Below are 23,487 nucleotides of genomic sequence, written 5' to 3' on the forward strand. Positions count from 1 at the left end.
TTGCTGTTAATAGTTTGCCTAACTGTTGTCTTCTGCAAATTAATGTAACAAGCTATGTAGATTGTGCGTGTTGGTGAAACCGAACATCAGGGTGACGGATTCTCTCACTGGTGCAAAGCAGTGCGATCGCACCGCTTCCAGTAGTTTGTACTTGCCCGCGTCTAGCTTGCTAAGTACTGATCCATGTCGGCTTTGCGCTTGCGGAGTTTTGTAAGTGCTTCGCGTTCTATTTGACGGACGCGTTCGCGACTAATATTGAGGCGATCGCCGATTTTTGCCAGTGTCATCGATTGTCCGTCGATTAAACCAAACCGCAGTGATAAAACCTCTCGTTGCTGGGGTGTCAAATCCGCCATCATCCGCTCAATGTCAGTAGACATGCACGATTGCAACACAAACTCATCAGGAGACACCCCTGTATCTTCTAACAGTTCTCCGAGTTCTGTGTCGTGGTTATCTCCTACGCGTAGGTCTAAAGATAATGGTAACCGCGCGCGTTCTAAATACTCTCTTACCTGCTTGGGAGATAGTTCTAGTTCCGCAGCTAATTCCGAAACTGTTGCTGCGCGTCCTAATTGCTGCGATAGCTGTCGTTGGGCTTTTTTGATTTTATTCAGTTTTTCGGTAATGTGAATTGGCAATCGAATTGTACGACCTTTTTCAGCGATCGCGCGCGTGATTGCTTGGCGAATCCACCAGTAAGCATATGTGGAAAAGCGATACCCTTTTGTGGGGTCAAACTTTTCTACACCGCGCTGCATTCCAATCGTGCCTTCTTGAATTAAGTCTAATAAGTCTACGTTACGTTTGATATATTTTTTGGCTACCGACACGACCAACCGGAGATTTGCCTCTACCATCTTACGTTTGGCAACTTCTCCTAGGGCGATCGCTTTACTGAGTTCATCTGGATCGAGCTTTGCAGATGCAGCCCACTCCTCTAGTGTTGGTTCTCGATTCAACTGCGCACTGAGCGACTCTTTAATTTCTTGCAAGGCAGTTGAGCGCTGCACTTGTTTGCCATACAATATTTCTTGCTCGTGCGTTAAAAGTGGTACACGACCAATTTCTCGCAGATAAGTCCGCACAAGGTCTGTGGCTGTCTGAGCAGTCTTCATGGCACTACGCTTGTAAATTGATAATCAGAGGGTTGGCGAGATGGTGCGAGCATTGACTGGCAACTTTTGTGCAAAGTCACACCCAACAAAAACTAGAAGCTTGTTGACTATGAACGATTTTGTGTTCGACTCAGAAATTTAACCTAAATTTAAATTTGAAGGCGATAACCTCAGACAAAGCAGTCAAAACTTTTTGTCTTGTCATCACTTTCTTAAATCTGAATGCTCCTATGTTAACTATTGTAACCTTTATTAGTCTAGTGCTGCTAACTTTCAGTGCCTGAATCAGCATAACTGCGCTTGTTCTCACACTGCTTGTTTACTCCTCACCGTTCTTACTACAAACCGGATGATAAGGTTGGTTTGACTTTGACTACAGCCTAGCGACTAATTGTTTTGACAATTGCATCCTGGAAAACAAAACGTTGTTAATTTCGAGCGAATTTTTTACTAGTTGTACTTAGAATGTTTATTTTAATGCAGGAATCTGTTTTTCTGCCGTAATTTTGTTTTCTACACATTTCTTTACATTTCCTGGGTTGAAAATGAGATCTGAATTTTGCGATAAGCTGCACTACTTGACGATCAGTTTAAACATTTTTACGGTTGATCAACACTAGGTGAATGGTACAAAACTTGTTAAACTCCAGTGGAACGTTTGCCGCCCAGCCGCGGTTACTGAAATACTGGATATTAAATGATACAGCAAGATTCTTAAACAGGACTAATAGTTTCTAAACTTTTTAGATTTCAGAGTATGGTGTTTTGTCATTACCAACAAGACACCACTTTTAGTCCTAACGACTACAGCTACTTAATTATGAGCACCAATGTAGTCTTGAATTGCTTTGACCTCTAGCGAAGTTGCTTGTAAAGAACGAATAGCAGCAGCGGTGGCTTTCGCACCGGCAATAGTTGTAATAATTGGAATTTTATAACCCAACGCAGTACGACGGATGAGACGCGCATCAGTTTGGGCTTCTTCACCAGAGGGAGTATTGATAATCAGTTGAATTTGTTGGTTTTTAATGGCGTCCAAAACATTGGGGCGTCCTTCGTGAAGTTTGAGAATTAACTCAACGTCTAAACCGTGCTCTTTGAGAACGCGCCGCGTACCGTCAGTGGCGACAACTTTAAAGCCCAAGTCGATAAAGTCTTTAACAACTGGAACAACGAGTGTTTTGTCGCGATCGCTCATCGAGACAAACACCGTACCCTGACGCGGTAGTATTTCTCCAGCACCCAATTCGGCTTTGGCGAATGCTTTGCCAAAATCGCTATCAACGCCCATCACTTCACCCGTCGAGCGCATTTCTGGTCCTAAAATTGTGTCTGTACCAGGAAACTTGTTAAATGGCAGTACAGCTTCTTTGACCGCGATGTGATTTGGTATAGGTTCTTGGGTGAAGTTGAGCGATTCTAGTGTTTCCCCCGACATAATCAACGATGCCATTTTGGCAAGCGGAATACCGGTTGTTTTGGACACAAAAGGTACTGTGCGCGAAGCGCGGGGATTTGCTTCTAAAATGTAAACTTGAGGATTGTAGCTGTGCGCGCCAACAACGGCAAATTGAATATTCATCAATCCAACTACTTGGAGTCGCTGCGCGAGTTGTACAGTCCAAGTGCGAATTTTATTTAATACAGAAGACGGAAGCGAAATCGCGGGTAAAGAACATGCTGAATCGCCAGAGTGAATTCCTGCTTGTTCGATGTGTTCCATAATTCCGCCAATGACGACTTTACCAGTGCTGTCGGCGATCGCATCGACATCGACTTCAATGGCATTTTCCAGAAACTTATCGATTAATATTGGGTGTTCTGGTTCTACCTGTACTGCAAATGTCATGTAGCGTTCGAGCTCCGTATCCGAGTAGACAATTTCCATCGCCCGTCCGCCGAGAACATAACTCGGACGCACGACAACCGGATACCCAATGCGACTTGCGATCGCGAGTGCATCTTGATAACTGCGTGCAATTCCGTTTGGCGGTTGCGCAATATCTAACTCGTGTAATATCTTCTCAAATCGCTCGCGGTCTTCGGCAATATCGATCGAATCGGGAGAAGTTCCCCAAATTCGAGTTGGCAGCAATTCTTTAACTTCAGGGCGGTTGAGATACTCTTGTAGAGGTACTGCTAATTTGAGTGGTGTTTGTCCGCCAAACTGAATGATGACTCCTACTGGCTTTTCGGTCTCTATGATGTTTAAGACGTCTTCTTTGGTCAGCGGTTCAAAGTAAAGGCGATCGCTTGTATCATAATCTGTCGAAACAGTTTCAGGGTTTGAGTTGACCATAATTGTTTCGTACCCTGCGGCTTTCAGTGCATAACTGGCATGACAACAGCAATAATCAAACTCAATACCTTGTCCGATGCGGTTAGGACCACCACCTAAAATCATCACTTTTTGTTTATCCGATGGTTGTACTTCGGATTCTTCTTCGTAGGTGGAGTAGTGATAAGGAGTATACGCCTCGAATTCAGCGGCGCAGGTATCTACTGTTTTGTAAACAGGAATAACACCGAGTTGTTGGCGATAGGTACGTACCTCATCTTCAGTTGTTTTTGTGGCAAACGCGATTTGGCGATCGCTAAATCCCTGACGCTTTACTGCATAAAGTTGCTCTTTTGTCAACTTATGCAGTGGCGTCCGCTTGAGGAATTTCTCTGTTTCGAGCAATTGTTGCATTTTATCCAAGAACCAAGGGTCGATACCCGTCAGTTCGTAAATCTCCTCAATACCTAGTCCTAGCTGCATTGCGTGACGTACCGCAAAGATTCTTTCTGGGTTGGGCGTGCGTAATTGCGCGCGAATTTGTTCGCCACTCGGCAGTTTTTCAGCGCGATCGCATCCCCAGCCAGCGCGTCCGGTTTCGAGCGAGCGCAAAGCTTTTTGGAACGATTCTTGAAACGTCCGTCCAATTGCCATTGCTTCGCCGACAGACTTCATTTGTGTTGTCAATACAGGTTCCGAACCAGGAAATTTTTCAAACGCAAATCGCGGAATTTTCGTGACGACATAATCAATCGTTGGTTCGAATGACGCGGGGGTTTTCTTAGTGATGTCGTTTTTGATTTCATCCAACGTATAGCCGACGGCTAGTTTGGCGGCGAATTTAGCGATCGGGAAACCTGTGGCTTTAGACGCCAAAGCTGAACTGCGCGAGACGCGAGGATTCATTTCAATCACGATTGCTTCGCCATCAACCGGATTCACCGCAAATTGAATATTCGAACCACCTGTCTCTACACCAATTTCGCGAATAATCCGAATCGAAGCATCGCGCAGGCGCTGATATTCTTTATCGGTCAAAGTTTGTGCGGGTGCAACTGTAATCGAATCTCCAGTGTGAATCCCCATCGGATCGAGGTTTTCAATCGAGCAGATAATCACGACATTATCCGCCAAGTCACGCATCACTTCGAGTTCGTACTCTTTCCAACCGAGGAGTGACTGCTCAATTAAAATTTGGGAAACTGGACTCGCGTCAATTCCCGCTTGCGCCATTGTTTCAAATTCTTCTTGATTATAGGCAATTCCGCCACCAGTTCCACCCAGTGTAAAAGCTGGACGAATGATCAGCGGATAGGTACCAATTTGTTTGGCGATCGCTCTTGCTTCATCGACTGTGGAAGCGATACCAGAGGGACACACGCCCACTCCGATTTTCTCCATCGCTTGTTTAAAAAGTTGGCGGTCTTCTGCTTTTTCGATTGCGGATAACTTCGCACCAATCAATTCGACGCCGTATTTTTCTAAAACTCCATTTTTCGACAAAGCTACAGCAATATTAAGTGCAGTTTGTCCGCCCATTGTGGGTAGCAAAGCTTCAGGGCGTTCTTTCTCGATAATTTTCTCGACTATTTCCGGTGTTAGCGGCTCAATATATGTTCTATCCGCTGTTTCCGGATCGGTCATAATCGTTGCTGGATTTGAGTTCACCAGCACCACCTGATATCCTTCTTCGCGGAGAGCTTTACAGGCTTGCGTACCGGAGTAATCAAACTCGCAAGCTTGTCCAATCACAATTGGACCGGAACCAAGCAATAGAATTTTATGGATATCGTCACGGCGGGGCATAGTCTTTCTACCTAGAGAAGGAAATTTTGAATCCTGATTATTTTAAGCGGCAATGCCCCTATTAATTGTGGTTTATTTAGCAAGTTTTCCAAGATTTGATGACTTAAGGAAGAAAGCAGGGGAGCAGAGGGGCTTCAGGTGTAGGGGAGAAAAGTTACTATTGGCGGAGGACTAGTGACTAGTTGTTAGCCACTCTTGTCACTCACTAACCACTAGCCACTAACCACTAGTTACTATTCCCGTTACCCATAAAGCCCAAGGTGAGACTGTCATGAGCCAGGAAGTGCGCTAAGTGATAGGCTCTTTCTTCAGTTTCCAGTAAAATCTTTTCGTAAAGGTAGCGCGTGGCGCGATCGCCTAGACTTTCGGCTTGGGCTGCTTGACGGCGAATCAAAGCAATAATGGCTTGTTCCGCAGCTAAGTCGTGTTCGACCATTTGACGACACGAGAACACCCCATCCGGTTCTTGTTCAAAGCAGCAGAGTTCCGCCAACTTGCTAAATGTTGCAGCAGGGACACCGCCAATACCATCGAGACGTTCGCCAATGTCATGAACGTGTTCTTGAACTTCGTCGTAGCTTTCGTTGAAAAATTGATGTAGCTGGTAGAATTCTGCGCCTTCAACAACAAAATGGTGTTTTTGATATTGAATGTACAAAGCCTGGAAGCTAGCTAAGGCGGCGTTCAAGCCCTCGCAAATTGGCTCTGTTACTGAGCGATCTAGCAGGACGGGGTTATCGTAAACCTGCCCAAAGTTACGTAATACAGTTTGAGCTTCAGCCATATTTCTCCTCTCTTTTTGAGCATTGTATTTTGGAAACACGTCCGCTCAATGTAGCATCCTGTACCATTCTAGTGCCTCGCAACCGCTGCGATCGTTGCGATCGCTTTACTTTAGCGTTTACAAAGTCTTCACATCCCGCCTGATTTGCTTTTTTTTCGCAAATATTTTGAGAATTATTCGCAGTTAATGTATTCTAGATTTAAAGTTAAATTTTTCCTGCGTTCGATCGCAATCGGTTGGGTTCACTTAACGGAGATATATGGAGGAAATTGTCTTGGCGTCGGGGGTTGGTCTGAATGTCGACGAGATGGTGGAGGTGAACTGCGTAAATAGATGGCAAATCTACCAAAGGTTACAAGAGCTCGAAATTCCTTGTTGGTGTGCCACTAATCAACCACTACGAGTTCGCGTTGTTGATGTTACTACCGCCATTCAACTTTGGAGTGTATCAAAACAATTCAAGATGTCCCGTCGCGATTTGCTCTGTTGGTTAGAACGCTGTTGGGAACAAGATTTTTAAGACACTTTCAATAAAAAGGTAACTTGACATGGGTAAATTCAAAAGTAAAAAAGTATCAGATTTTACGTTGGAAGGACGGTTTTTAAATTTCATTTTAGAAGATGGTTACAAGCTTAAATACTTGCGTATCGCAAGTGCAGAAGGAGAATACTGGATTAAACCCTGCAAAGAGCTGCGGAAACAAGAGTTGCAATTAGTACCTGGTGATTGGGTGCAAGTACTAGGCGAGCGCAAGCTTGATTTAAAAACTGGCAAACTCAAACTCAAAGCCGCACAAGTTACGCGCACGACACCTCACGCGTCAGAAACTGCGGCTTCTCCAAAAGTAGCACCAAGCAAAAAGAAAGCAAGTATCTTAGTTTGTCAAAAGTCCAGCTGTATGAAGCGGGGCGGGACAGCAGTTTGTCAAGCATTACAAGCAACTTTAAGCGATCGCGGTTTAGAAAACGAAGTTGCTATTAAAGGTACAGGTTGCCTCAAACAGTGCAAAGCAGGTCCCAATATAGTTATGCCCGATAAAACCCGTTATAGTCGCATTCAAGCCGCAGAAATTCCCCAAGTTATTGACAAACACTTTGCAGCTGCGTGTAATGCGTCAAAAGCAGATTCAGAGGTAATCTCAGCGAATGTAACAGAAGTTTTAGTATCTGCTAGTTGAGAATATATCGCGAGTAATTGAGAACAGAATAATTCAAATTAATTTTCAGCCTAATTAAATCTTGAATTTTGTGTGGGTGACGCGATCGCTGGTCATCTGTAATGTTGTGCTTCATCAGGCTGAAATTTTCGGGTTGCGCTACGTGCGATCGCCTAACGCAATGTGAATAGCCAAATATCAAATTGGTTGCTTCTGGGCGAACAAATGCAGAAATTGGCAAGAAAATTTAGATTCCTCAGAATTCAGGAAAGCAAGCTTTGAAGCAAATATTTCGTAAGCTTGAAGTTTCGTCGCGCGCGCAGTTGTTTGCAACAAGATCGTGACGTGTTAAGCGTAGAATCTCAATACTTATTTAACAATTGAAGATCAAACCTGCGGGTGCGATAGTCTATGTCGATGAAGCAGGCATCGATAATCGGGACGACTACCCATTTGGATGCGGCAGCGCTGCGATGAGTTTGAGAACTTTGGTGATTGTGTCGATGCTGCCTTCAAGTATTGTCCTAATCTACTTGCGTAGAGCTATACTATCGAAACCGTACGCCTGTGGATGAGGATTCTGTAGAGTTTTCCTTTCCCAAGTGAGGAAAGAAACGATGTTTTTAAACGGTGTCTTGATCATCAAACGTCCCCTGTAGGCTTTGCTACCATTGCACCATGATTTTTTATTTTTTGAATTCATAGTGTTATGGTTCGAGCCGATCGTCCTGTTGTTGAACGTTTTAGCCGCGTTGATCGCCGCCTGTTGAAGCAATTTTGGGCGATCGCCAAGCTGTACTGGTTTTCGGAAGAACGGTGGAAAGCGCGGGGAATACTAGCCCTGCTGCTCGTTTTGCTGATCTCCTTCACCGTGATGAATGCGGTACTCAATTTCGTTGGGCGCGATTTTTTCACAGCTTTGTCTGAACGCAACGTGCCAGAGTTTTACCGGATGGTCTTAATTTACTTTGGCGTGTTTGTAGTTGCGATTCCAGTTAGCGTTTTTTATGTGTATGTGCGCGATAAGCTCGGTTTGTACTGGCGACAGTGGTTGACAACATACTTCCTCGATCGCTACTTCCACAACCGAGCTTACTACGATATCAACGCCATCAGTGCGATCGACAACCCAGATCAGCGGATTTCCGAAGATATTCGCGCCTTCACGGTGAGTAGTCTGCGCTTTCTGACGACGATCGTCTTTTCCGCTAGCCAGCTTATTGCCTTTTCTGGCATCCTCTGGTCAATTTCTATTCCTCTGGTGCTGGTGCTGGTAGGCTATGCAGCAGTGGGAACCATTGGGACGGTCTGGTTTGGGAAGCGGTTGATTGGGTTGAACTATAACCAATTGCGGCGGGAAGCCGACTTCCGGTATGGACTGGTTCGCGTCCGAGATAATGCCGAATCGATCGCTTTTTACCGAGGGGAAGAACAGGAATCCAATCAAGTGAAACGTCGCTTTTCTGAAGCTATTCGCAACTTTAATTTCTTGATTGGCTGGCAGCGAAACCTGAATTTCTTCACCACGGGCTACGATTACCTGATTATCGTTCTGCCGTTTCTGGTGATGGCTCCTCTGTACTTCGCCGAACAGGTGGAGTTTGGAGTGGTAACGCAGGCGAACAGTGCCTTCAGTCAGGTATTGAGTGCCGTATCGGTGATTGTGGTGCAGTTTGAATCCCTGAGTGCCTTTGCGGCAGGCATCCGCCGACTGGCTGCTTTCTATGAAACCCTGGACACCCTGGCGGACGAGCAACCTCAGCGCGATTCCGTCACCGATACTGCTCTTTCCACGATAAATACCGAAACCGATTCTCGCCTGGCGATCGAAAACCTGACCCTGCTGACTCCCAACCGCCAGCGCACCCTGGTACAAAACCTGTCCATGTCGTTGCAGCCCAGAGAAGGATTGCTGATTGTTGGTCAGAGCGGCGTGGGGAAAAGCTCTTTGCTACGGGCGATCGCTGGACTCTGGAAAGCGGGAACGGGCAAGATTGTTTGTCCGGAATCGAGCGAAATGCTATTTTTGCCTCAGCGTCCGTATATGATCCTGGGATCGTTACGGGAACAGTTGCTTTATCCTAATACAGATGTTCAGTTTGACAATGATAAACTGATGCAGGTGCTGGAGCAGGTGAATTTAGCTGATCTGCCCGATCGCGTGTCTGGTTTTGATATAGAACTGGACTGGAGTAACCTCCTGTCTTTGGGAGAACAACAGCGGTTGGCGATCGCCCGAATGTTGCTCACCCGTCCCCGCTATGCCATCCTGGATGAGGCAACGAGTGCGTTAGATCTGAAAAACGAATCACTGATTTATCAGAAAATTAGAGAAACGGCTGCCATCTATATTAGCGTTGGTCATCGTGCTAGCCTATTGCGCTACCACGAGCATGTCCTTAAGCTAGAGAGTGAAAACCAATGGCAACTTCTCCCCACCGATCAGTTTGTGGAGGGGATGAAAGCGGATGTGGAGTCCGATATAAGCCTGACAGTAGGATAACTCAGGTTTTCCTTCCCAAAGTACGAGCAGACTTGTGTACGTTAGCCTTGGCAACAGAGGTGCTGAACTGTACCTTTGACAAACTACGAGAGGGGCGATTAAAGGTCAATGAAATATTCGCCTCAGTAACTCTTCCCTATCGTTAACTGCACCAATGCTTCTTTCTGCCTGCACCCGAAACAGTGGATCGTAAAGCTGCGATCGCCAGCGACAGTAGAACTTGGTAGCGATCGCGTTCGGAATCTATCACATTGTTTCCACATCGATTTGACCGCGATCGGGCTTATGGGTGGCATATTCAGATATAACTTTTCGCACATGACGATATTTTGCTAGTTTATTCATCGCACAATCCTTGCTTGTTGCTCATCAAAAACAGCAAATTGATTTGCACTCGCTTACCAACCGACAACAAGTATCCACATCATTGCAGTTAAAGCGATCGCACCTAAATGTTGCGGTAATAGAAGACGTAACGGCTGACGAGTAATTTTATGCGTCAAGAATATTGTTAACAGTACAGAAAAAATTAACGTGACTCCTTGTAAAAAAGCTGTGACAGCAGGATGTGCGACGACAATTGGCATTCCTTGACCGCTATAGCCAAAAGTCGCTAACGTTACTGGAACAATCCTCCCAGCCTCTCCCAAACCTAAACGCAAGTAGTGTGCTAAATTTCCACCTAAGACAAGGGGTAAATAACCATAGGCTATTTCTAGAAACGGTTTAGGCTTAGGGATAATTTTGGATTTTGCTTGTTTGACGAAATTGCTGAATAAATAGAATAGCTGCATCAAACCGTATACAAACAGCGCAACACTTGCAGGAATCACTAAGGCAATTAACGACACTCCTAAATGAGGTAAGAACTGCGTTAGATTGAGATCCCATCCCAAAGTAGCTTGCAACTCTGGTAGACGATGTAGAAATACTCCGCCAAAGAGTAAAAACAACAACGCCACTTCATAAGAACGAGGTACGTGCGTTGTCCACAACTCAATTCCAGGGGGACGCAAGTTAACCTCAACCGAACGATGCGGACAAGCTTTCAAACACGTCATGCACAATACACAATCGCGATTATCTTCAAGCTGTGCGGGGTGCGAGTACAAAGGACAGCCATTCGTTTCCATTCCTTCACCCTTTTGCGGACCACCTTTATAACATTGATAAGTGGTACATTCTGCCGAACAAGTCCCCTGTTGCGCCCGCAACTCAATCATCGATAATTTCGCGAATAGCCCATTCATACCTCCAATGGGACAAAGGTAACGACACCAAAATCGGCGCTCAAAAATCGCCGAGAAAATCATCGCCCCTGCGGTAATCAATAGCAACAAGCAGCTAGATAAATAAGCAGTATCTTCTAAATGCCAAAGTTCTTCCCACAAGAAAATTAAAGTAAATAGCCCAAATAAAAACCATCCACCCCATTTTTCAGCTTGATGACGGGGCCAAGACTTTAATTGTCGCGGAAATAGCCATAGCGAAAGCTTTTGAGTTAGTTCGCCGTAAATCATAAACGGACAAAATGCACACCAAATTCGTCCGAGAAACGGAAATCCGAGTAAAATTAAAGGCCACCACCACGCCCAAAACATATTTAAGGCAAAGTTTTCGCTACGATGTTGCGGACCTACAAATAAGACAACAACAACAACCGCAAAAAACCACAAAGTGAAGCCATAATTAATTCGGTCTGGATACCAAGGACTGCGCAAAAATCGCCGCAATCCAGGATACATATTGAGTAGATTGACGCGGAATTGTTTTTTCTTCGTCTGGGCTGACCAAAAGATTTCTTCAGTCAGTTCTAATCCCCCTGCTGATTGAACAATAGCTCTTTCTACAAGGCTTTGCAGTTCTCGCAAATTACCAGGAAAGTCATACGATTGCAAACGACGCAATGCTTCTGGAGTAATTTTGGGTTTAGGAATACCTTGGCTGCGACAGTAAAGACTAATGTAGTACTCCGCTTGGGCTTTAATATCAGCTTTACGCACGCGTAGTGGGGGAACTTTGATAATTTGACCAGTGCAGCGCTCAATTGTAGACTGAGTTCTTTCAGAAATCATCAAAATACGGGCGCGAGAAATGCGAGGCGCAGGAGTTGATTCTCCTGGACGACTTACTGGAGTGTATGTACCTGTTTTCAGTAGCTGTACTAATGAAGGAATTAACTCTGTAGGGAGGTCTTGAAGATTATTGAGAACAAGCGTGCCATCTCCCAACCATTCGAGTAATCCGACTTTACCACTCGCGCGACCAAATAAATCTGCACCGCTTGATTGGAGAATACTACAGTTAAGTTTAATAATTGGTTGTTTGCGCTGTGGAGAACCAAAGTGAATCAAAGCCGCAATGTTATCTTTCTCTAATCCTGGTTCGCCAAAAATCAACACCGAATTGCGGTCTAAACTAGCTTCGCGAATGGCAGCACGCAACCGTACTGCATAACGACTTGTCCCTACAATCCCGCGTTGGGCTTTAGTTACTAAATAGGGGCGCAGTGCTTGGGAACGTTCTTGTTCGTAAGAAAGTGCTGAGGTAAGTTGTGCGACTTCTTGGACGAGTTGACGCGAGAATACCTGTGCGATTTCAGGGTGTTGCGCCACAATTTGTTTGAACTGTGCTGCTGGAATCACCCAAAATTGACTTTCGGTTATTGTTTTAATCGTTCGCTGTGCAGGTTGATCTAACAAGAGTTCCTGGAGATGAACAACGGTTCCAGGAAGAAAGCTACACGCAGCAGCTGCTATGCTATTTTGATGAGTTCGATAGCTTTCTAGTTTACCCTGTTTAAGAATATAAAGCGCTTCTGGAGGCGTGTCTTCTGTGACGAGAAGATAATTTTCAGGTAAGGAGATTTCTTCTAGAACTTGCGCGATCGCGTCCAATACTTCACCCGAAAGAACCCCTAAAGCCGTGCGTTCTTGTAGCCATATTACAGTGTCTGGAGATGTCATGGGTGCTTCTCCGATAATGCGGCTGATTCATGTATTATCAGCTAAACAAGAGCGATCGCGCCGCCGAACGTTGCATTATATAAATACCAGCTCAACTTCTTCCCAACAATCTCTCTCGATCTCTTTACTTTGCGTTCTCTGCGCCTCTGTGGTTTTTTCAAATCGAAGTAGTCCACCAAACACTCACGCATTTCAAATTTACATCAAGCTCAACAAGAAACTACCAGCGTCGTTGTGTTATCGAGCAAAATAGTTTACAGTTACACGAACAATATGAAACAGCATATGAGCAATCATTGCCGCTTCTAAACCTAGATACCAGTAGAGATAGCCTGCTATTAAACCAAAAACTGAATTACCGATAATTACATAAGCAACCACTAAAGTTGTTACTGGTGTTCCTAGTGCAAAGACAAGCGGTAAATGACCCAAGCCGAAGAGAAAAGCGGAAAGTGCGATCGCTGCTACAAAGCAGTATACAGAAGGTTCACCCTGCCCTTTTGCAAAAATGTACCAACCGATCCATACAAAAAGCGTCATCACTCCCCATCTCAGCAACAACTCTTCAGTAATACCGCCATACAGAATGCGAGTTAAAAATGAGGTATTGTTTGAGAACGCTTCACCTTTGAGTACAAAATCCAAGGGTAACAAGGGCTTGGTAAAGAACTCGATAGTAATCAGTGCGATACTCCCTACTAAACCGCCAATAATCCCTGGAATCACTTGAGGCTGAATAGCCCTGGCGATCGAGGTTCCATAGGCTACTGCCTCAGCTAAAGGTGCTGATAATCCAACTTTATGAGCTAGAGTAACACCAATTAACACGGCAATGGATAAAAGAATGGTTGGCTGAATCAAGGAAAGTAATTTGATACTCCAAAGAGGTAATTGCAGTTCTTCATCTTCAGGAATGGGTAAGTTCATCCCCAAAATAGAAATAACACCTGTCATACCTGTTAGCCATAAAATTGCAAACAGCTTCATTGAAATTGTATTTTTTCCAAATGAGAGTTCAATTCTTACGTCGAAAGCCAGTGCATTAATTTTATAGTCATGACGACAGCAGATTTGCCAAATCTTTGGGTTCCTTTAGTCCTCTTAAGTTTAATTGTCGGTGCTGCAATCTTCTTTAGCCGAGTCAAGTAAACAGAACCACCACAGTCGTATAATCAAGATGACTGTGGCAGTCAAAAATTACGATCGCACCTTAGCCGCTACCTCAGCCACACGACGCCCCAACGCTTTGCAAATTTCCAAGTCTTCTGATGTCGGTTGCAACTCCCCTTGTCCGCCTGCTATTGTTGTAGCCCCATAAGGTGTACCGCCACGCGCTTGTGTATGAATCATTCCTGGTACAGAATAAGGTATACCTACAATGAGCATACCTAAGTGCAACAACGGAACCATCATTGTGAGTAGCGTTGTCTCTTGTCCGCCGTGAGTCGAAGCTGTGGAGGTGAATACAGCTGCGGGTTTACCTTCCATTTCACCCTTAAGCCATAGCTGTGCGGTTGAATCGATGAGCTGCTTCATTTGCGCGCACATATTACCGTAGCGAGTCGGAGAACCCAATATCACAGCGTCAGCTTCGCGCAAATCATCTACAGTGCAAACAGGTATATCTTTTTGCTGTTCGCGCACCTGGCTAGCAAACTCGTTTTGATCGATAATTTTGTCAACTTCTGGAAACTCTTGCACGCGGCGTAGCATCACTTCGGCTTGCGGAATTGAACTAGCACCTTCTGCGACAGCTTTTGCCATTTGTAGCGTGTGTCCGTACATCGAGTAATAGACAATCACAATTTTCATTTTTACCTCTTAAAATTCTGCGAACGCCTGGCGACTCTTGTCGCGGCTCAAAAATCCTTTCCACTTGCGTGGACTAACACAATAGCAAGGGTTATTAAAAACCTATCTTTGTAGGTTTCATCTGTGTAGCTGCGGTTTCAACCGAATCAGCTTTATTACGCCAAATCAAATAGCAAAATTTCTGCACCGCTATCTGTGCTGATTTTGAGTAACTCGGCTTCATTGATAGCCACACCATCACCGGCTTGTAAGGCGTGACCATTGAGATTAACTGTTCCTCTTGCTACTTGTAACCAACCATAACGATTGCGTTGCAATTGATAAGATAGGCGATCGCCTGCTTTTAATACCGAACTGTACAAATCGACATCTTGGTGAATCTTAACTGCTCCGTCGCGCGCATCACTTGCTGCAATTAATCGCAGTTGTGATTGTCTTTCGGCTAAGGGAAACATTCGCTGTTCGTAACTCGGTTCTAATCCTTGCTGATTCGGTAAAATCCAAATTTGCAGTAGATGAACTAAGTCAGTTTTTGAAGGATTAAATTCGCTATGAACAATCCCCGTTCCTGCACTCATCCGCTGTACTTCGCCTGGTGTAATGATGGCACCGTTACCTAAGCTATCTTTATGTTCAAGTGCGCCTTCGAGTACATAAGTGATAATTTCCATGTCACGATGACCGTGTGCGCCAAAACCTCTCCCTGGATGAACGCGGTCTTCATTGATGACCCGCAAAGCCCGAAATCCCATATGTTCAGGATCGTAGTAATTTGCAAAGGAAAATGTATGGTAGGTGTCTAGCCAACCATGATTCGCATGACCGCGATCGCTTCCGAGACGTAATCTAATCATCACTTCCTCCTTTGAATTAAATTAAATTGTTTAATATTAAATTAATTGCGTAAAAAAACAGCATCAACAATCATTCTTTTTTACCCAACCGCCGACATAGACGCCCCAGTTCTTCTTGTTCAGGCGGACTTAGCGCCGCCATTTCTGCAACTACAGCTGCAACATGGGTCGGAAAGATGCGACTAATTAACTGTTTTCCCGATTCGGTTAGGTTGACTCGAATACAACGGCGATCGTCAGGTTCGCGTTCGCGTTTAACCAACTCTCGCTTTTCCAAATTATCAATGACCAAGGTGATATTACCACCACTTTTCAGGAGTTTTGCGGCGAGGTCGCGTTGATACATCGAACCCAAGTGGTACAGCGCTTCTAAAACACCAAATTGTGTAATTGTTAAGTTTGTTTCTTCCAAATGACGATGAATGCGAGATGATACTGAATCTGCTGCACGTACCAACTTAATATACGCGTTTAATGCTCTTACCTCTTCTTCTGTACCATGATATCGCGTTCCCATGCCGATAATTCAATATCAAATAATTTAATATAAAATTATCCTATCCATCTTCTTTTTGTCAACTACTTTAACTACATCTGCTTGGCAAATAAATTCGCAGCTAGTCTTTTATCGACCTTCGTTAGTGTAATTTACGCTCTACGGTTTGGCTATTAGCTTGTTGTAGAAGTTCCGCAGTAATTTTTGCCCACTGCGAATTGCCTTGAGAGGCGTACAAGGTTTTGGCAGATTGTAAAACTGTTTGTGCGTTTTGATATTGCCCCAAGTGCATATAAACTAGCCCTGCGGCATAATACGCGTTAGCATAGTTTCGGTTTGCTAAGGCAGATTGGCGAAAAGCTTCTAGCGCGGATTGAAAATTGCCTTGCCCAAACAAAATAGCTCCTAAATTGTAGTGAGCTTCAGCATAGTTTGGTTTTAATTTGATTGCTTCGCGAAAGGCAGCGATCGCTTGCTCAATTTGATTTTGTTGAAGATAGACAACACCTAAATGATAAGTAATTTCCGGTAAGTTTGGGCTGTATTTAAGTGCTGTATTGTACGCGGCGATCGCGCCTTGCCAATCTTGCTGTTGCTCTTTTACTAAACCAAGGTTGTAATGCGCTAGTCCTAAATTTGGTTCGAGTTTTATTGCGTTTTGTAAAAATTCTTGCGCTTGTTGCGGGTTGTTTCCTTCTAGTAGTACTGCTCCTAGGTTAGCATAAGCTAAAGCAAACTTTGGTTCGGCTACAATGGCACGATAAAATGCATCGGCAGCAGGTTGAAGTTGTCCAATTTCGCGTAAAGCAAGTCCTAAATTGTAGTGTGCTGGTGCTAATTTGGGATCGAGTTGAGTTGCTGTTTCAAACGCGGCGATCGCCTCTTTGTGTTGATTTTGTTGTATCAGCTTTAGTCCTCGATTGACCCAATCCGCAGCAGTTTGGGAGTTTGCTGGTGCTAAATCAGGTATCGTTAAGCCTTCTTTAGCAAAAGTAATGACTGTGAAAGCTGATATTAACAATAGGACTATTTTTTTTGAAAAAAGTTCAATGAATCTAAATTCTGACATCTCTTTATAAAAATTCAAAATCTTGTATAAAAATTTGTTTTGCTTAACTATTATTAAGCAAAATCTTACAAGAGACTACGATTTTTGTTGCTCTGATTAAAGATAGGTAATAGTAAGATTAAATGACAGATAATTTCCTACAGCATCAATTATCGCTTCTCGAATTACTTTAAAGATGCAGTGCTTTCGCGAGCAAAGCTCAGGAGGATTTTATGAATGAAAAAGGAAAAATGGGCTTGCACAATGTTGCCATTGTCGGCCCATATTTAAGTGGCAAAACAACGTTGCTAGAAAGTTTGCTCTTCGTAACTGGGGCAATCTCCCGCAAGGGTAGTATACGCGACGGTAATACGGTAGGAGATAGCGCAGCCGAAGCTCGCGATCGCCACATGAGTGTCGAAGTAAATGCTGCTAGTACAGAGTATAACGGCGTCCGTTTTAACTTTATCGATTGTCCTGGCTCGGTAGAATTTGTGCAGGAAACTTACAATGCCCTGATGGGAGTTGATGCAGCGATCGTTGTTTGCGAACCAACAAGCGATAATTCCAACGAATCAAAGCAACGACTGCTCACGCTAGCGCCGATATTTAAATTTTTAGATGACTGGGAAATTCCTCACCTAGTCTTTGTCAATAAAATGGACAAAGGCAGCAGCAACTTTATGGAGATGTTGCACGCCTTAAAATCAATCTCTAGCCGTCCAATTGTTCCGCATCAATACCCGATCGCGCAAGGCGAACAAATTACCGGATTTATTGACTTGGTAAGCGAACAAGCTTATCAGTATCATACAGGCGCAGCTTGCGATCCCATTCCATTTCCCGAAGCATTTAAGGAACAAGAGCAAGCCGCACGTGCGGAAATGTTGGAAGAACTCGCCAACTTTGACGACCATTTGTTAGAAGAACTGCTAGAAGAAATTAATCCGCCACAAGAAGAAATCATTCAAGATCTGCGGCTAGAACTAGGAGCAGATTTAGTTGTTCCGGTATTTTTTGGAGTGGCTGAACAAGATTTTGGCGTGCGATCGCTCCTCAAAGCACTTCTTAGAGAAGCACCAACACCAGAAACAACCGCAGAACGTCGCGGCGTTGTTTTGCACGCAGATGCACCATTAGCGCAGGTTCTAAAAACTTACTATACGCCCCAAGGGGGTAAACTTTCACTAGTCCGAGTTTGGCAAGGTAAACTAACCGATGGAATTGTCTTGAATGGAGTGCGTACAGGTGGTATTTATCGCCTCATGGGACAACAAACAACTTCTCTTACTGAGGCATATGCAGGCGATATTGTAGCACTCTCGCGTTTAGAAGGAATCAACACAGGCGACACGCTGTCATCGAATAGCGAACTCGTTTCAGAATTGCCTAAGGCAGAACGTATAGACCCGGTTTATGCTTTAGCAATTACGCCAGAAAAACGCAACGATGAGGTCAAACTGAGTGGGGCGCTCAGTAAACTTTTAGAAGAAGATCCGGCACTTTATTGGGAGCAACACGGCGACACGCACGAAGTCATTCTGTGGGGTCAAGGTGAAATTCACTTGCAAGTTGCTTTAGACCGCTTGCGACGGAAATATAATTTACCGATGACAACACATTTGCCACAAGTACCCTACAAAGAAACTATTCGCAAACCAGTTTCCTCAGTACACGGGCGTTATAAGCACCAAAGTGGCGGTCACGGACAGTTTGGCGACGTATATTTAGAAATTAAACCCCTACCCCGCGGCGAAGGCTTTGACTTTAAGGAAACTATTGTTGGCGGAGTCGTACCCAAGCAGTACATTCCAGGCGTGGAAACAGGAGTTCGCGAATATCTCGCCCACGGACCTTTAGGTTTCCCGATTGTCGATATTGCAGTTACGCTGACAAACGGTTCATATCATAGTGTAGATAGTTCCGAGCAAGCGTTTAAGCAAGCAGCGCGGATTGCCATGCAAACAGGAATGCCGCAAGGGGAGCCTACGCTACTCGAACCGATTGTATCAATTGAAGTCACAACACCAAATGAATTTACTTCTAAGGTGCTGCAACTCATCAGCGGACGTCGAGGACAAATTTTAGGTTACGAAGGGAGAAGTGATTGGCAAGGGTGGGATAACGTCACTGCCTACTTACCACAAGCCGAGATGCACAACTTTATTGTTGAGTTGCGATCGCTGACTTTAGGCGTTGGTTCGTTTCACTGGCAATATCATCATCTTCAAGAGGTTCCCGAAAAGTTAGCTGAGCGAGTTTGCTCGACTACTAACGGTAACGGCAATGGTAATAATCATAAATAGCACAAATGGTGAGTTCAGCTAAAGATCGACACAAGAAATAAGCGATAGTTGGGAAGGCTCGTTAACCTTCCCTTTGTTTATAAATTTTTTACTTTTTTAATTACAAACTACAAACTACGACTTACGAATTATTACATATGAGCAACCATCCCCAAGCTTGGTATATTATTAAACGTCCCACTGGTCACTGCGAAGTTGTACCGAGCGATCGCACTGATGACAAACTGCAGGTATCCGCTAAAGACCGCTGGGGTCCTTTTTCGTCACAAGAGGAAGCCTTCGCACGGCGGGTAGGGTTAATTCGAGCTGGCAAGTGCCAGCCTATGTAAAGCAGTACAAATTGTCAAGTCTACTGTGGCGTGATGACGGCGCGATTACCGCGTTTTGCCGCAATTTCTTTTTGCAGGGCGTTTAAGGCGGCGGAGTATTGCGGATCGGCAGCCGTACCAATTTTTTCTCGGTCTTGAAGGAGTGATTCTTTTTGTTGCTCCGTAAGTTCGACAACGATATCAGGATTAATTCCTGCTTTATTAATATCGCGACCGTTGGGTGTAAAGTATTTAGCGATCGTGACAGCTAAACCTGACCCATCGCCTAGCCCGCGTACTGATTGAACTAAGCCTTTACCAAAGGTTCGCGTCCCTACGACTACAGCACGATTATTATCTTGTAAAGCCCCAGCTAGAATTTCACTTGCACTTGCGGAACCACCATCGACCAGAACGACGACAGGTTTATCTGTCAAAGCACGGTGGTTAGATTTTTCAATATCTCTTTTTCCTTGGCGATCGACTGTAGAAACAATCGTGCCATCTTGCAACCACATTTGTGCAATTTCTACGCTGGAAAATAGCAAGCCACCAGGATTAGAACGCAGATCCAAAATATATCCTTGAACCTGCTGTTTCTCTAAATCTCGAATCGCATTTCGCATTTCTGCGGCGGCATTTGCGCTAAATTGAGTCAAGCGAATATAGCCAATGTTGCCCATCGAAGACGGTTGCAAGCTGTAGCGGACAGGGTGCAGTTCAATTCGCGCTCGCGTGATTTGAAACTCCCGCTGCTGGTTGTCTCGCAGAATCGTTAATCGCACTTGGGTTCCTGGCTTACCCTTAATCATGGACACCGCTTGATTGATATCCATGCCTTCCGTACTTTGACCGTCGATTTGGAGAATAATATCCTTGGCAAGAATGCCTGCTCTTGCGGCTGGAGTATCTTCAATTGGAGCAATTACAGTCAATTTTTTGGTTTTCTCGTCCTGGGCAATTTGAATACCAATACCCGTAAGTTCCCCAGAAGTTTCAACTTGCATATTTCTGAACTCATCGGGGTCCATGAAGCGAGTGTAAGGGTCATCTAGCTTTTTGAGCATCTCGCGAATGGCTTTATAGGCATCTTCTTTGCTGTTGTAAGACCGGTTGAGAAACTCGCGGCGGACAGCTTGCCAATTAGCTTGGTTAAAGGTGCCATCTACATACTGACGGTCTATGATCTGCCAGACTTCATCTACTAATTCTTTAGGACTTTCTTGAAAAAAAGCCTGACCTCGCGAGTGAATCCCCGCACCTGCGATCGCAACTGTTGTCAGCATTGCTGCTGTTGCACCCAGAACAAGCCCACGTTTTGAAATGACCATAATGACTGCAAAAGTCGGAGGGAAAATGCAATTCAAGTATGCTCAATGTAACACACGATCGGAGTCAATAGGGTTCGGATACTAGGGGTCGGGAGAGGTGAAATTTAAAAATTTACGAAGGATAAATATTCTTAAATATTCCTTCATCATTCTTAACTTATTGCCTAAGTTTCCCAACCCCTGATCTTAAGCAAGTTTATGGGTCAACCCAACGCCCATCTGCTTTAATCAGATTAATCAACTCTTCCACGCCTTGCGCTTCAGGAACGCGCTTGATTTCTTCGCGACCTCGATATAGCGAAATGTAACCTGGTTGCTTACCGACATAGCCGTAATCTGCATCTGCCATTTCTCCGGGACCATTGACAATACAACCCATTACTGCGATATCTAAGCCAGTCAGGTGTTTCGTTGCTTCGCGCACTTTGTGTAATACCTCTTCTAAATTGAACAAGGTTCGACCGCAAGAGGGACAAGCGACATACTCCACCATCGTTTTGCGTAAGCCAAGAGCTTGCAAAATGCTGTAGCAGACGGGAATTTCTTTTTCTGGCGCTTCAGTGAGCGAGACGCGGATCGTATCGCCGATTCCTTCAGCTAAGAGTGTTCCAATTCCGGCAGTAGATTTAATGCGACCATACTCACCATCACCCGCTTCGGTGACACCGAGATGAAATGGGTAATCCATTCCTAATTCATCCATTCTTTGTGCCATCAAGCGATAGGCAGCAAGCATCACAGGAACGCGCGAAGCTTTTAGGGAAACGACCAAGTTCCGAAAATCTAATGATTCGCAGATGCGGATGAACTCTAAGGCAGATTCTACCATTCCTTCAGGTGTATCGCCGTAGGTAAACAACATTCTCTCAGCAAGCGAACCGTGGTTGACACCAATGCGCATCGCTTTACCTTGGTCGCGTAAGGAGATAACTAAGGGTTCTAAAGTTTCGCGAATCTTGTCACCGATTTCATCAAATTCGGCTTGCGTGTATTCGGTTCTATCTGCTTTTGGTTTTTCAAATACGTACAACCCAGGGTTGATTCGCACTTTGTCTACGTGCTTAGCAACTTCTAGGGCAATTTTCATTCCATTATGATGCACGTCTGCGACCAGTGGCACAGGCTGATAAGTTTGATGTAGTTTCTGTTTAATTTCTGCTAAGGCTTTAGCATGAGCCATGCTAGGTACAGTAACTCGGACAATCTCACAGCCAATCTCGTGCAAGCGCCGAATCGCTGCAACGGAGCCATCTACATCAAGCGTGTCTTCGTTAATCATTGATTGCACCACAACGGGATAGCCACCGCCAATTGTGACATTACCGACTTTCACCGGACGAGTTTTGCGACGATGAATTGTGGTGTCTGTTAGGAGCCCAGAGGTTGGGTTAATCGTAGTTGATGGAGTAGGCAAGGTTTGCATAACGCTGTCCGCTAGTTACTTGCGAAAATTTAAAATATTCCTCTCTGTTTTTCAGAGTGCCACACTTGTGTCAAATTTGGTGGAAACAGCGCTAGTTTAAACGATAAGATTGCACAATCGGCAGATATAGCAGGGATTAGAGTTGAGAGTCAAAAGCTAGCTTTGGTCATGGTTTTGAGCTTCTATCATTTCCTCAGTATATCTTCTACGTATCAGAGGAAAATATTGCAACAAAAATAGCCGACTTGCTATGGTGTCTTATCTGCGTTCCATAACTTGCCGGAGCAGTTTTATTTATCAAATTTTAACTAGTTAAATTGCGGTTGATGTTGCAATTTCGAACTAGTGGTAGTAAACCTGATTAATACTCGTTTCTGCGCATACCTGTACCGTTACGTCGGTTATTTTCTTCACGTGGTTTAGCTTTATTTACTCTGAGTTGACGTCCCATCCATTCAGCACCGTCTAACTCAGTGATTGCGGCATCTTCTTGGGCATCTTCTGTCATGTCAACAAAAGCAAAGCCGCGCATTCTACCTGTTTCTCGGTCGGTCGGTAAGACAATTCTTTTTACTGTGCCATATTCTGCAAATACTGCTCTCAAGTCGTCTTCTGTGGCGCGGTAGGAGAGGTTTCCAACGTAAATAGTCATATCGATCACGTAAGTCTGAACAGAAGCTAAAGTTCAGTAACTCAAGACGACCTGAACCAGGAGGCATGCCGAGAGTGCAGTGCGTCTTTTTTACCAGTGATAGAATTTTCAGCTTAGCGACCGATTCGGCAGCGTCTAAAACTCAACCAATGATAGGACTGAACTTACGCATACGGTTTTATCATATCCTATTCGCTCAGTCATTAAAGGTTACTTGCATTACAAAGACTATATGTTTTGTATTAGTTTAATTTCTCTAATTACATCAAATACCATATAGTGGCGCGGCAAGTTTTTTTGGTACTGTTATACGGATATGATTGATTAGGAAATATTATGCTTGTTGAGACTTAATGATCGGTCATGAGGCGATCGCCTCAGTAGTAGGAATTACTCAATTGAAATTGACTGGGGACCGCTGGTTTTACCATTTTGTGGCTGACTTGTTGGCGATACGTAAGTTGTGTAACCTAGCTGTTGGTCGAGCCAGCTTTTTACAGGATCTTCCCCTAGATTTAAGCGTAATAAACCAGAAAAGAAACCGCCTAAAAACGACCCTGGATGCTGAGTCAGTTGTTGGAAAATTGGCTTGAGTTCGTTTCCAAACATAACATAATATCCTTTACGTCTCCTTGATTGCCTTTT

19 protein-coding genes and 1 pseudogene are annotated in these 23,487 nt (G+C 44.5%); 6 read left to right on the forward strand and 14 right to left on the reverse strand.

The genetic code is table 11. From position 1 onward, the window contains the following. Positions 1–161: 161 nt before the first annotated feature. The 3 genes from B1A85_RS11245 to B1A85_RS11255 all read right to left on the reverse strand — a co-directional run bounded on the left by B1A85_RS11245 (position 162) and on the right by B1A85_RS11255 (position 5,986). Positions 162–1,118 (reverse strand): RNA polymerase sigma factor, RpoD/SigA family, encoded by a 957-nt coding sequence (locus B1A85_RS11245; protein ID WP_104547004.1) that lies wholly within the window; start codon positions 1,116–1,118, stop codon positions 162–164. Between the two features lie 814 nt (positions 1,119–1,932). After that, positions 1,933–5,202 carry a carbamoyl-phosphate synthase large subunit gene (gene carB, locus B1A85_RS11250; RefSeq protein ID WP_104547005.1) on the reverse strand — a complete coding sequence of 1,090 codons (3,270 nt, stop codon included), beginning with the start codon at positions 5,200–5,202 and terminating at the stop codon, positions 1,933–1,935. Positions 5,203–5,428: 226 nt separating this feature from the next. Then, a complete protein-coding gene (locus B1A85_RS11255) occupies positions 5,429–5,986 on the reverse strand; it encodes a Dps family protein (RefSeq protein WP_104547006.1) in 558 nt (185 codons plus the stop codon). 259 nt (positions 5,987–6,245) lie between these two features. Here B1A85_RS11255 and B1A85_RS11260 point away from each other — a divergent pair, with 259 nt between their 5' ends. Together B1A85_RS11260 and B1A85_RS11265 are read left to right on the forward strand one after the other, a co-directional pair. Then, a complete protein-coding gene (locus B1A85_RS11260; RefSeq protein WP_104547007.1) occupies positions 6,246–6,506 on the forward strand; it encodes an Asr1405/Asl0597 family protein in 261 nt (86 codons plus the stop codon). A 28-nt stretch (positions 6,507–6,534) separates the two neighbouring features. Beyond that, positions 6,535–7,164: a ferredoxin gene (locus B1A85_RS11265; RefSeq protein ID WP_104547008.1), complete on the forward strand. Its 630-nt coding sequence runs from the start codon at positions 6,535–6,537 to the stop codon at positions 7,162–7,164. On the opposite strand, the gene B1A85_RS23605 is transcribed toward B1A85_RS11265, so the two are convergent. Beyond that, positions 7,157–7,384 (reverse strand): hypothetical protein, encoded by a 228-nt coding sequence (locus B1A85_RS23605; RefSeq protein WP_146087167.1) that lies wholly within the window; start codon positions 7,382–7,384, stop codon positions 7,157–7,159. The two genes, B1A85_RS11265 and B1A85_RS23605, sit on opposite strands and share 8 nt — an antisense overlap. On the opposite strand from B1A85_RS23605, the pseudogene B1A85_RS26115 reads away from it, so the two are divergent. Next, a pseudogene (locus tag B1A85_RS26115) lies at positions 7,344–7,487 on the forward strand (LuxR C-terminal-related transcriptional regulator); the annotation flags it as partial. The gene B1A85_RS23605 and the pseudogene B1A85_RS26115 sit on opposite strands and share 41 nt — an antisense overlap. A 365-nt stretch (positions 7,488–7,852) precedes the next feature. Continuing rightward, positions 7,853–9,646, forward strand: a complete 1,794-nt coding sequence (locus B1A85_RS11275; protein ID WP_104547009.1) for an ABC transporter ATP-binding protein/permease — start codon at positions 7,853–7,855, stop codon at positions 9,644–9,646. 398 nt (positions 9,647–10,044) lie between these two features. Here the strand turns inward: B1A85_RS11275 and B1A85_RS11280 are convergent, their stop codons facing one another. The 6 genes from B1A85_RS11280 to B1A85_RS11305 form a co-directional block, all read right to left on the reverse strand. Beyond that, the gene (locus tag B1A85_RS11280; protein WP_104547010.1) at positions 10,045–12,612 is read right to left on the reverse strand and encodes a cyclic nucleotide-binding domain-containing protein; all 2,568 of its coding nucleotides are present in this window, start codon (positions 12,610–12,612) and stop codon (positions 10,045–10,047) included. A gap of 237 nt (positions 12,613–12,849) precedes the next feature. Then, entirely contained in the window at positions 12,850–13,599 is a 750-nt protein-coding gene (locus B1A85_RS11285) for a CPBP family intramembrane glutamic endopeptidase (RefSeq protein WP_104547011.1), read from the reverse strand. A 210-nt stretch (positions 13,600–13,809) separates the two neighbouring features. Continuing rightward, the gene (wrbA, locus tag B1A85_RS11290) at positions 13,810–14,424 is read right to left on the reverse strand and encodes an NAD(P)H:quinone oxidoreductase (protein WP_104547012.1); all 615 of its coding nucleotides are present in this window, start codon (positions 14,422–14,424) and stop codon (positions 13,810–13,812) included. Between the two features lie 155 nt (positions 14,425–14,579). Then, positions 14,580–15,278, reverse strand: coding sequence for a pirin family protein (locus B1A85_RS11295; RefSeq protein WP_104547013.1), 699 nt, complete (start codon positions 15,276–15,278; stop codon positions 14,580–14,582). A gap of 70 nt (positions 15,279–15,348) precedes the next feature. After that, a complete protein-coding gene (locus B1A85_RS11300) occupies positions 15,349–15,795 on the reverse strand; it encodes a MarR family winged helix-turn-helix transcriptional regulator (protein WP_104547014.1) in 447 nt (148 codons plus the stop codon). A 121-nt stretch (positions 15,796–15,916) separates the two neighbouring features. Further along, positions 15,917–16,771, reverse strand: a complete 855-nt coding sequence (locus B1A85_RS11305; protein ID WP_104547328.1) for a lipopolysaccharide assembly protein LapB — start codon at positions 16,769–16,771, stop codon at positions 15,917–15,919. Positions 16,772–17,055: 284 nt separating this feature from the next. On the opposite strand from B1A85_RS11305, the gene B1A85_RS11310 reads away from it, so the two are divergent. Further along, the gene (locus B1A85_RS11310; protein WP_104547015.1) at positions 17,056–19,128 is read left to right on the forward strand and encodes an elongation factor G; all 2,073 of its coding nucleotides are present in this window, start codon (positions 17,056–17,058) and stop codon (positions 19,126–19,128) included. A 137-nt stretch (positions 19,129–19,265) separates the two neighbouring features. After that, positions 19,266–19,457 carry a DDE transposase family protein gene (locus tag B1A85_RS11315; RefSeq protein WP_104547016.1) on the forward strand — a complete coding sequence of 64 codons (192 nt, stop codon included), beginning with the start codon at positions 19,266–19,268 and terminating at the stop codon, positions 19,455–19,457. A gap of 20 nt (positions 19,458–19,477) precedes the next feature. Here the strand turns inward: B1A85_RS11315 and ctpC are convergent, their stop codons facing one another. The 4 genes from ctpC to B1A85_RS11335 form a co-directional block, all read right to left on the reverse strand. Next, positions 19,478–20,767 carry a carboxyl-terminal processing protease CtpC gene (gene ctpC, locus B1A85_RS11320; protein WP_104547017.1) on the reverse strand — a complete coding sequence of 430 codons (1,290 nt, stop codon included), beginning with the start codon at positions 20,765–20,767 and terminating at the stop codon, positions 19,478–19,480. A gap of 196 nt (positions 20,768–20,963) precedes the next feature. Beyond that, a complete protein-coding gene (gene ispG, locus B1A85_RS11325; protein WP_104547018.1) occupies positions 20,964–22,190 on the reverse strand; it encodes a (E)-4-hydroxy-3-methylbut-2-enyl-diphosphate synthase in 1,227 nt (408 codons plus the stop codon). A 361-nt stretch (positions 22,191–22,551) separates the two neighbouring features. Continuing rightward, positions 22,552–22,842 (reverse strand): RNA-binding protein, encoded by a 291-nt coding sequence (locus B1A85_RS11330; RefSeq protein WP_015190968.1) that lies wholly within the window; start codon positions 22,840–22,842, stop codon positions 22,552–22,554. A gap of 390 nt (positions 22,843–23,232) precedes the next feature. Beyond that, a complete protein-coding gene (locus tag B1A85_RS11335) occupies positions 23,233–23,451 on the reverse strand; it encodes a hypothetical protein (RefSeq protein WP_104547019.1) in 219 nt (72 codons plus the stop codon). Between the last annotated feature and the right edge of the window lie 36 nt (positions 23,452–23,487).

This window comes from Chroococcidiopsis sp. TS-821 (assembly GCF_002939305.1).
Lineage (GTDB): Bacteria > Cyanobacteriota > Cyanobacteriia > Cyanobacteriales > Chroococcidiopsidaceae > Chroogloeocystis.

Coding starts and splice junctions, on each gene's coding strand:
- B1A85_RS11245 (WP_104547004.1), bottom strand. CDS start 1,118: ATGAAGACTGCTCAGACAGCCACAGACCTTGTGCGGACTTATCTGCGA.
- carB (WP_104547005.1), bottom strand. CDS start 5,202: ATGCCCCGCCGTGACGATATCCATAAAATTCTATTGCTTGGTTCCGGT.
- B1A85_RS11255 (WP_104547006.1), bottom strand. CDS start 5,986: ATGGCTGAAGCTCAAACTGTATTACGTAACTTTGGGCAGGTTTACGAT.
- B1A85_RS11260 (WP_104547007.1), top strand. CDS start 6,246: ATGGAGGAAATTGTCTTGGCGTCGGGGGTTGGTCTGAATGTCGACGAG.
- B1A85_RS11265 (WP_104547008.1), top strand. CDS start 6,535: ATGGGTAAATTCAAAAGTAAAAAAGTATCAGATTTTACGTTGGAAGGA.
- B1A85_RS11275 (WP_104547009.1), top strand. CDS start 7,853: ATGGTTCGAGCCGATCGTCCTGTTGTTGAACGTTTTAGCCGCGTTGAT.
- B1A85_RS11280 (WP_104547010.1), bottom strand. CDS start 12,612: ATGACATCTCCAGACACTGTAATATGGCTACAAGAACGCACGGCTTTA.
- B1A85_RS11285 (WP_104547011.1), bottom strand. CDS start 13,599: ATGAAGCTGTTTGCAATTTTATGGCTAACAGGTATGACAGGTGTTATT.
- wrbA (WP_104547012.1), bottom strand. CDS start 14,424: ATGAAAATTGTGATTGTCTATTACTCGATGTACGGACACACGCTACAA.
- B1A85_RS11295 (WP_104547013.1), bottom strand. CDS start 15,278: ATGATTAGATTACGTCTCGGAAGCGATCGCGGTCATGCGAATCATGGT.
- B1A85_RS11300 (WP_104547014.1), bottom strand. CDS start 15,795: ATGGGAACGCGATATCATGGTACAGAAGAAGAGGTAAGAGCATTAAAC.
- B1A85_RS11310 (WP_104547015.1), top strand. CDS start 17,056: ATGAATGAAAAAGGAAAAATGGGCTTGCACAATGTTGCCATTGTCGGC.
- B1A85_RS11315 (WP_104547016.1), top strand. CDS start 19,266: ATGAGCAACCATCCCCAAGCTTGGTATATTATTAAACGTCCCACTGGT.
- ctpC (WP_104547017.1), bottom strand. CDS start 20,767: ATGGTCATTTCAAAACGTGGGCTTGTTCTGGGTGCAACAGCAGCAATG.
- ispG (WP_104547018.1), bottom strand. CDS start 22,190: ATGCAAACCTTGCCTACTCCATCAACTACGATTAACCCAACCTCTGGG.
- B1A85_RS11330 (WP_015190968.1), bottom strand. CDS start 22,842: ATGACTATTTACGTTGGAAACCTCTCCTACCGCGCCACAGAAGACGAC.
- B1A85_RS11335 (WP_104547019.1), bottom strand. CDS start 23,451: ATGTTTGGAAACGAACTCAAGCCAATTTTCCAACAACTGACTCAGCAT.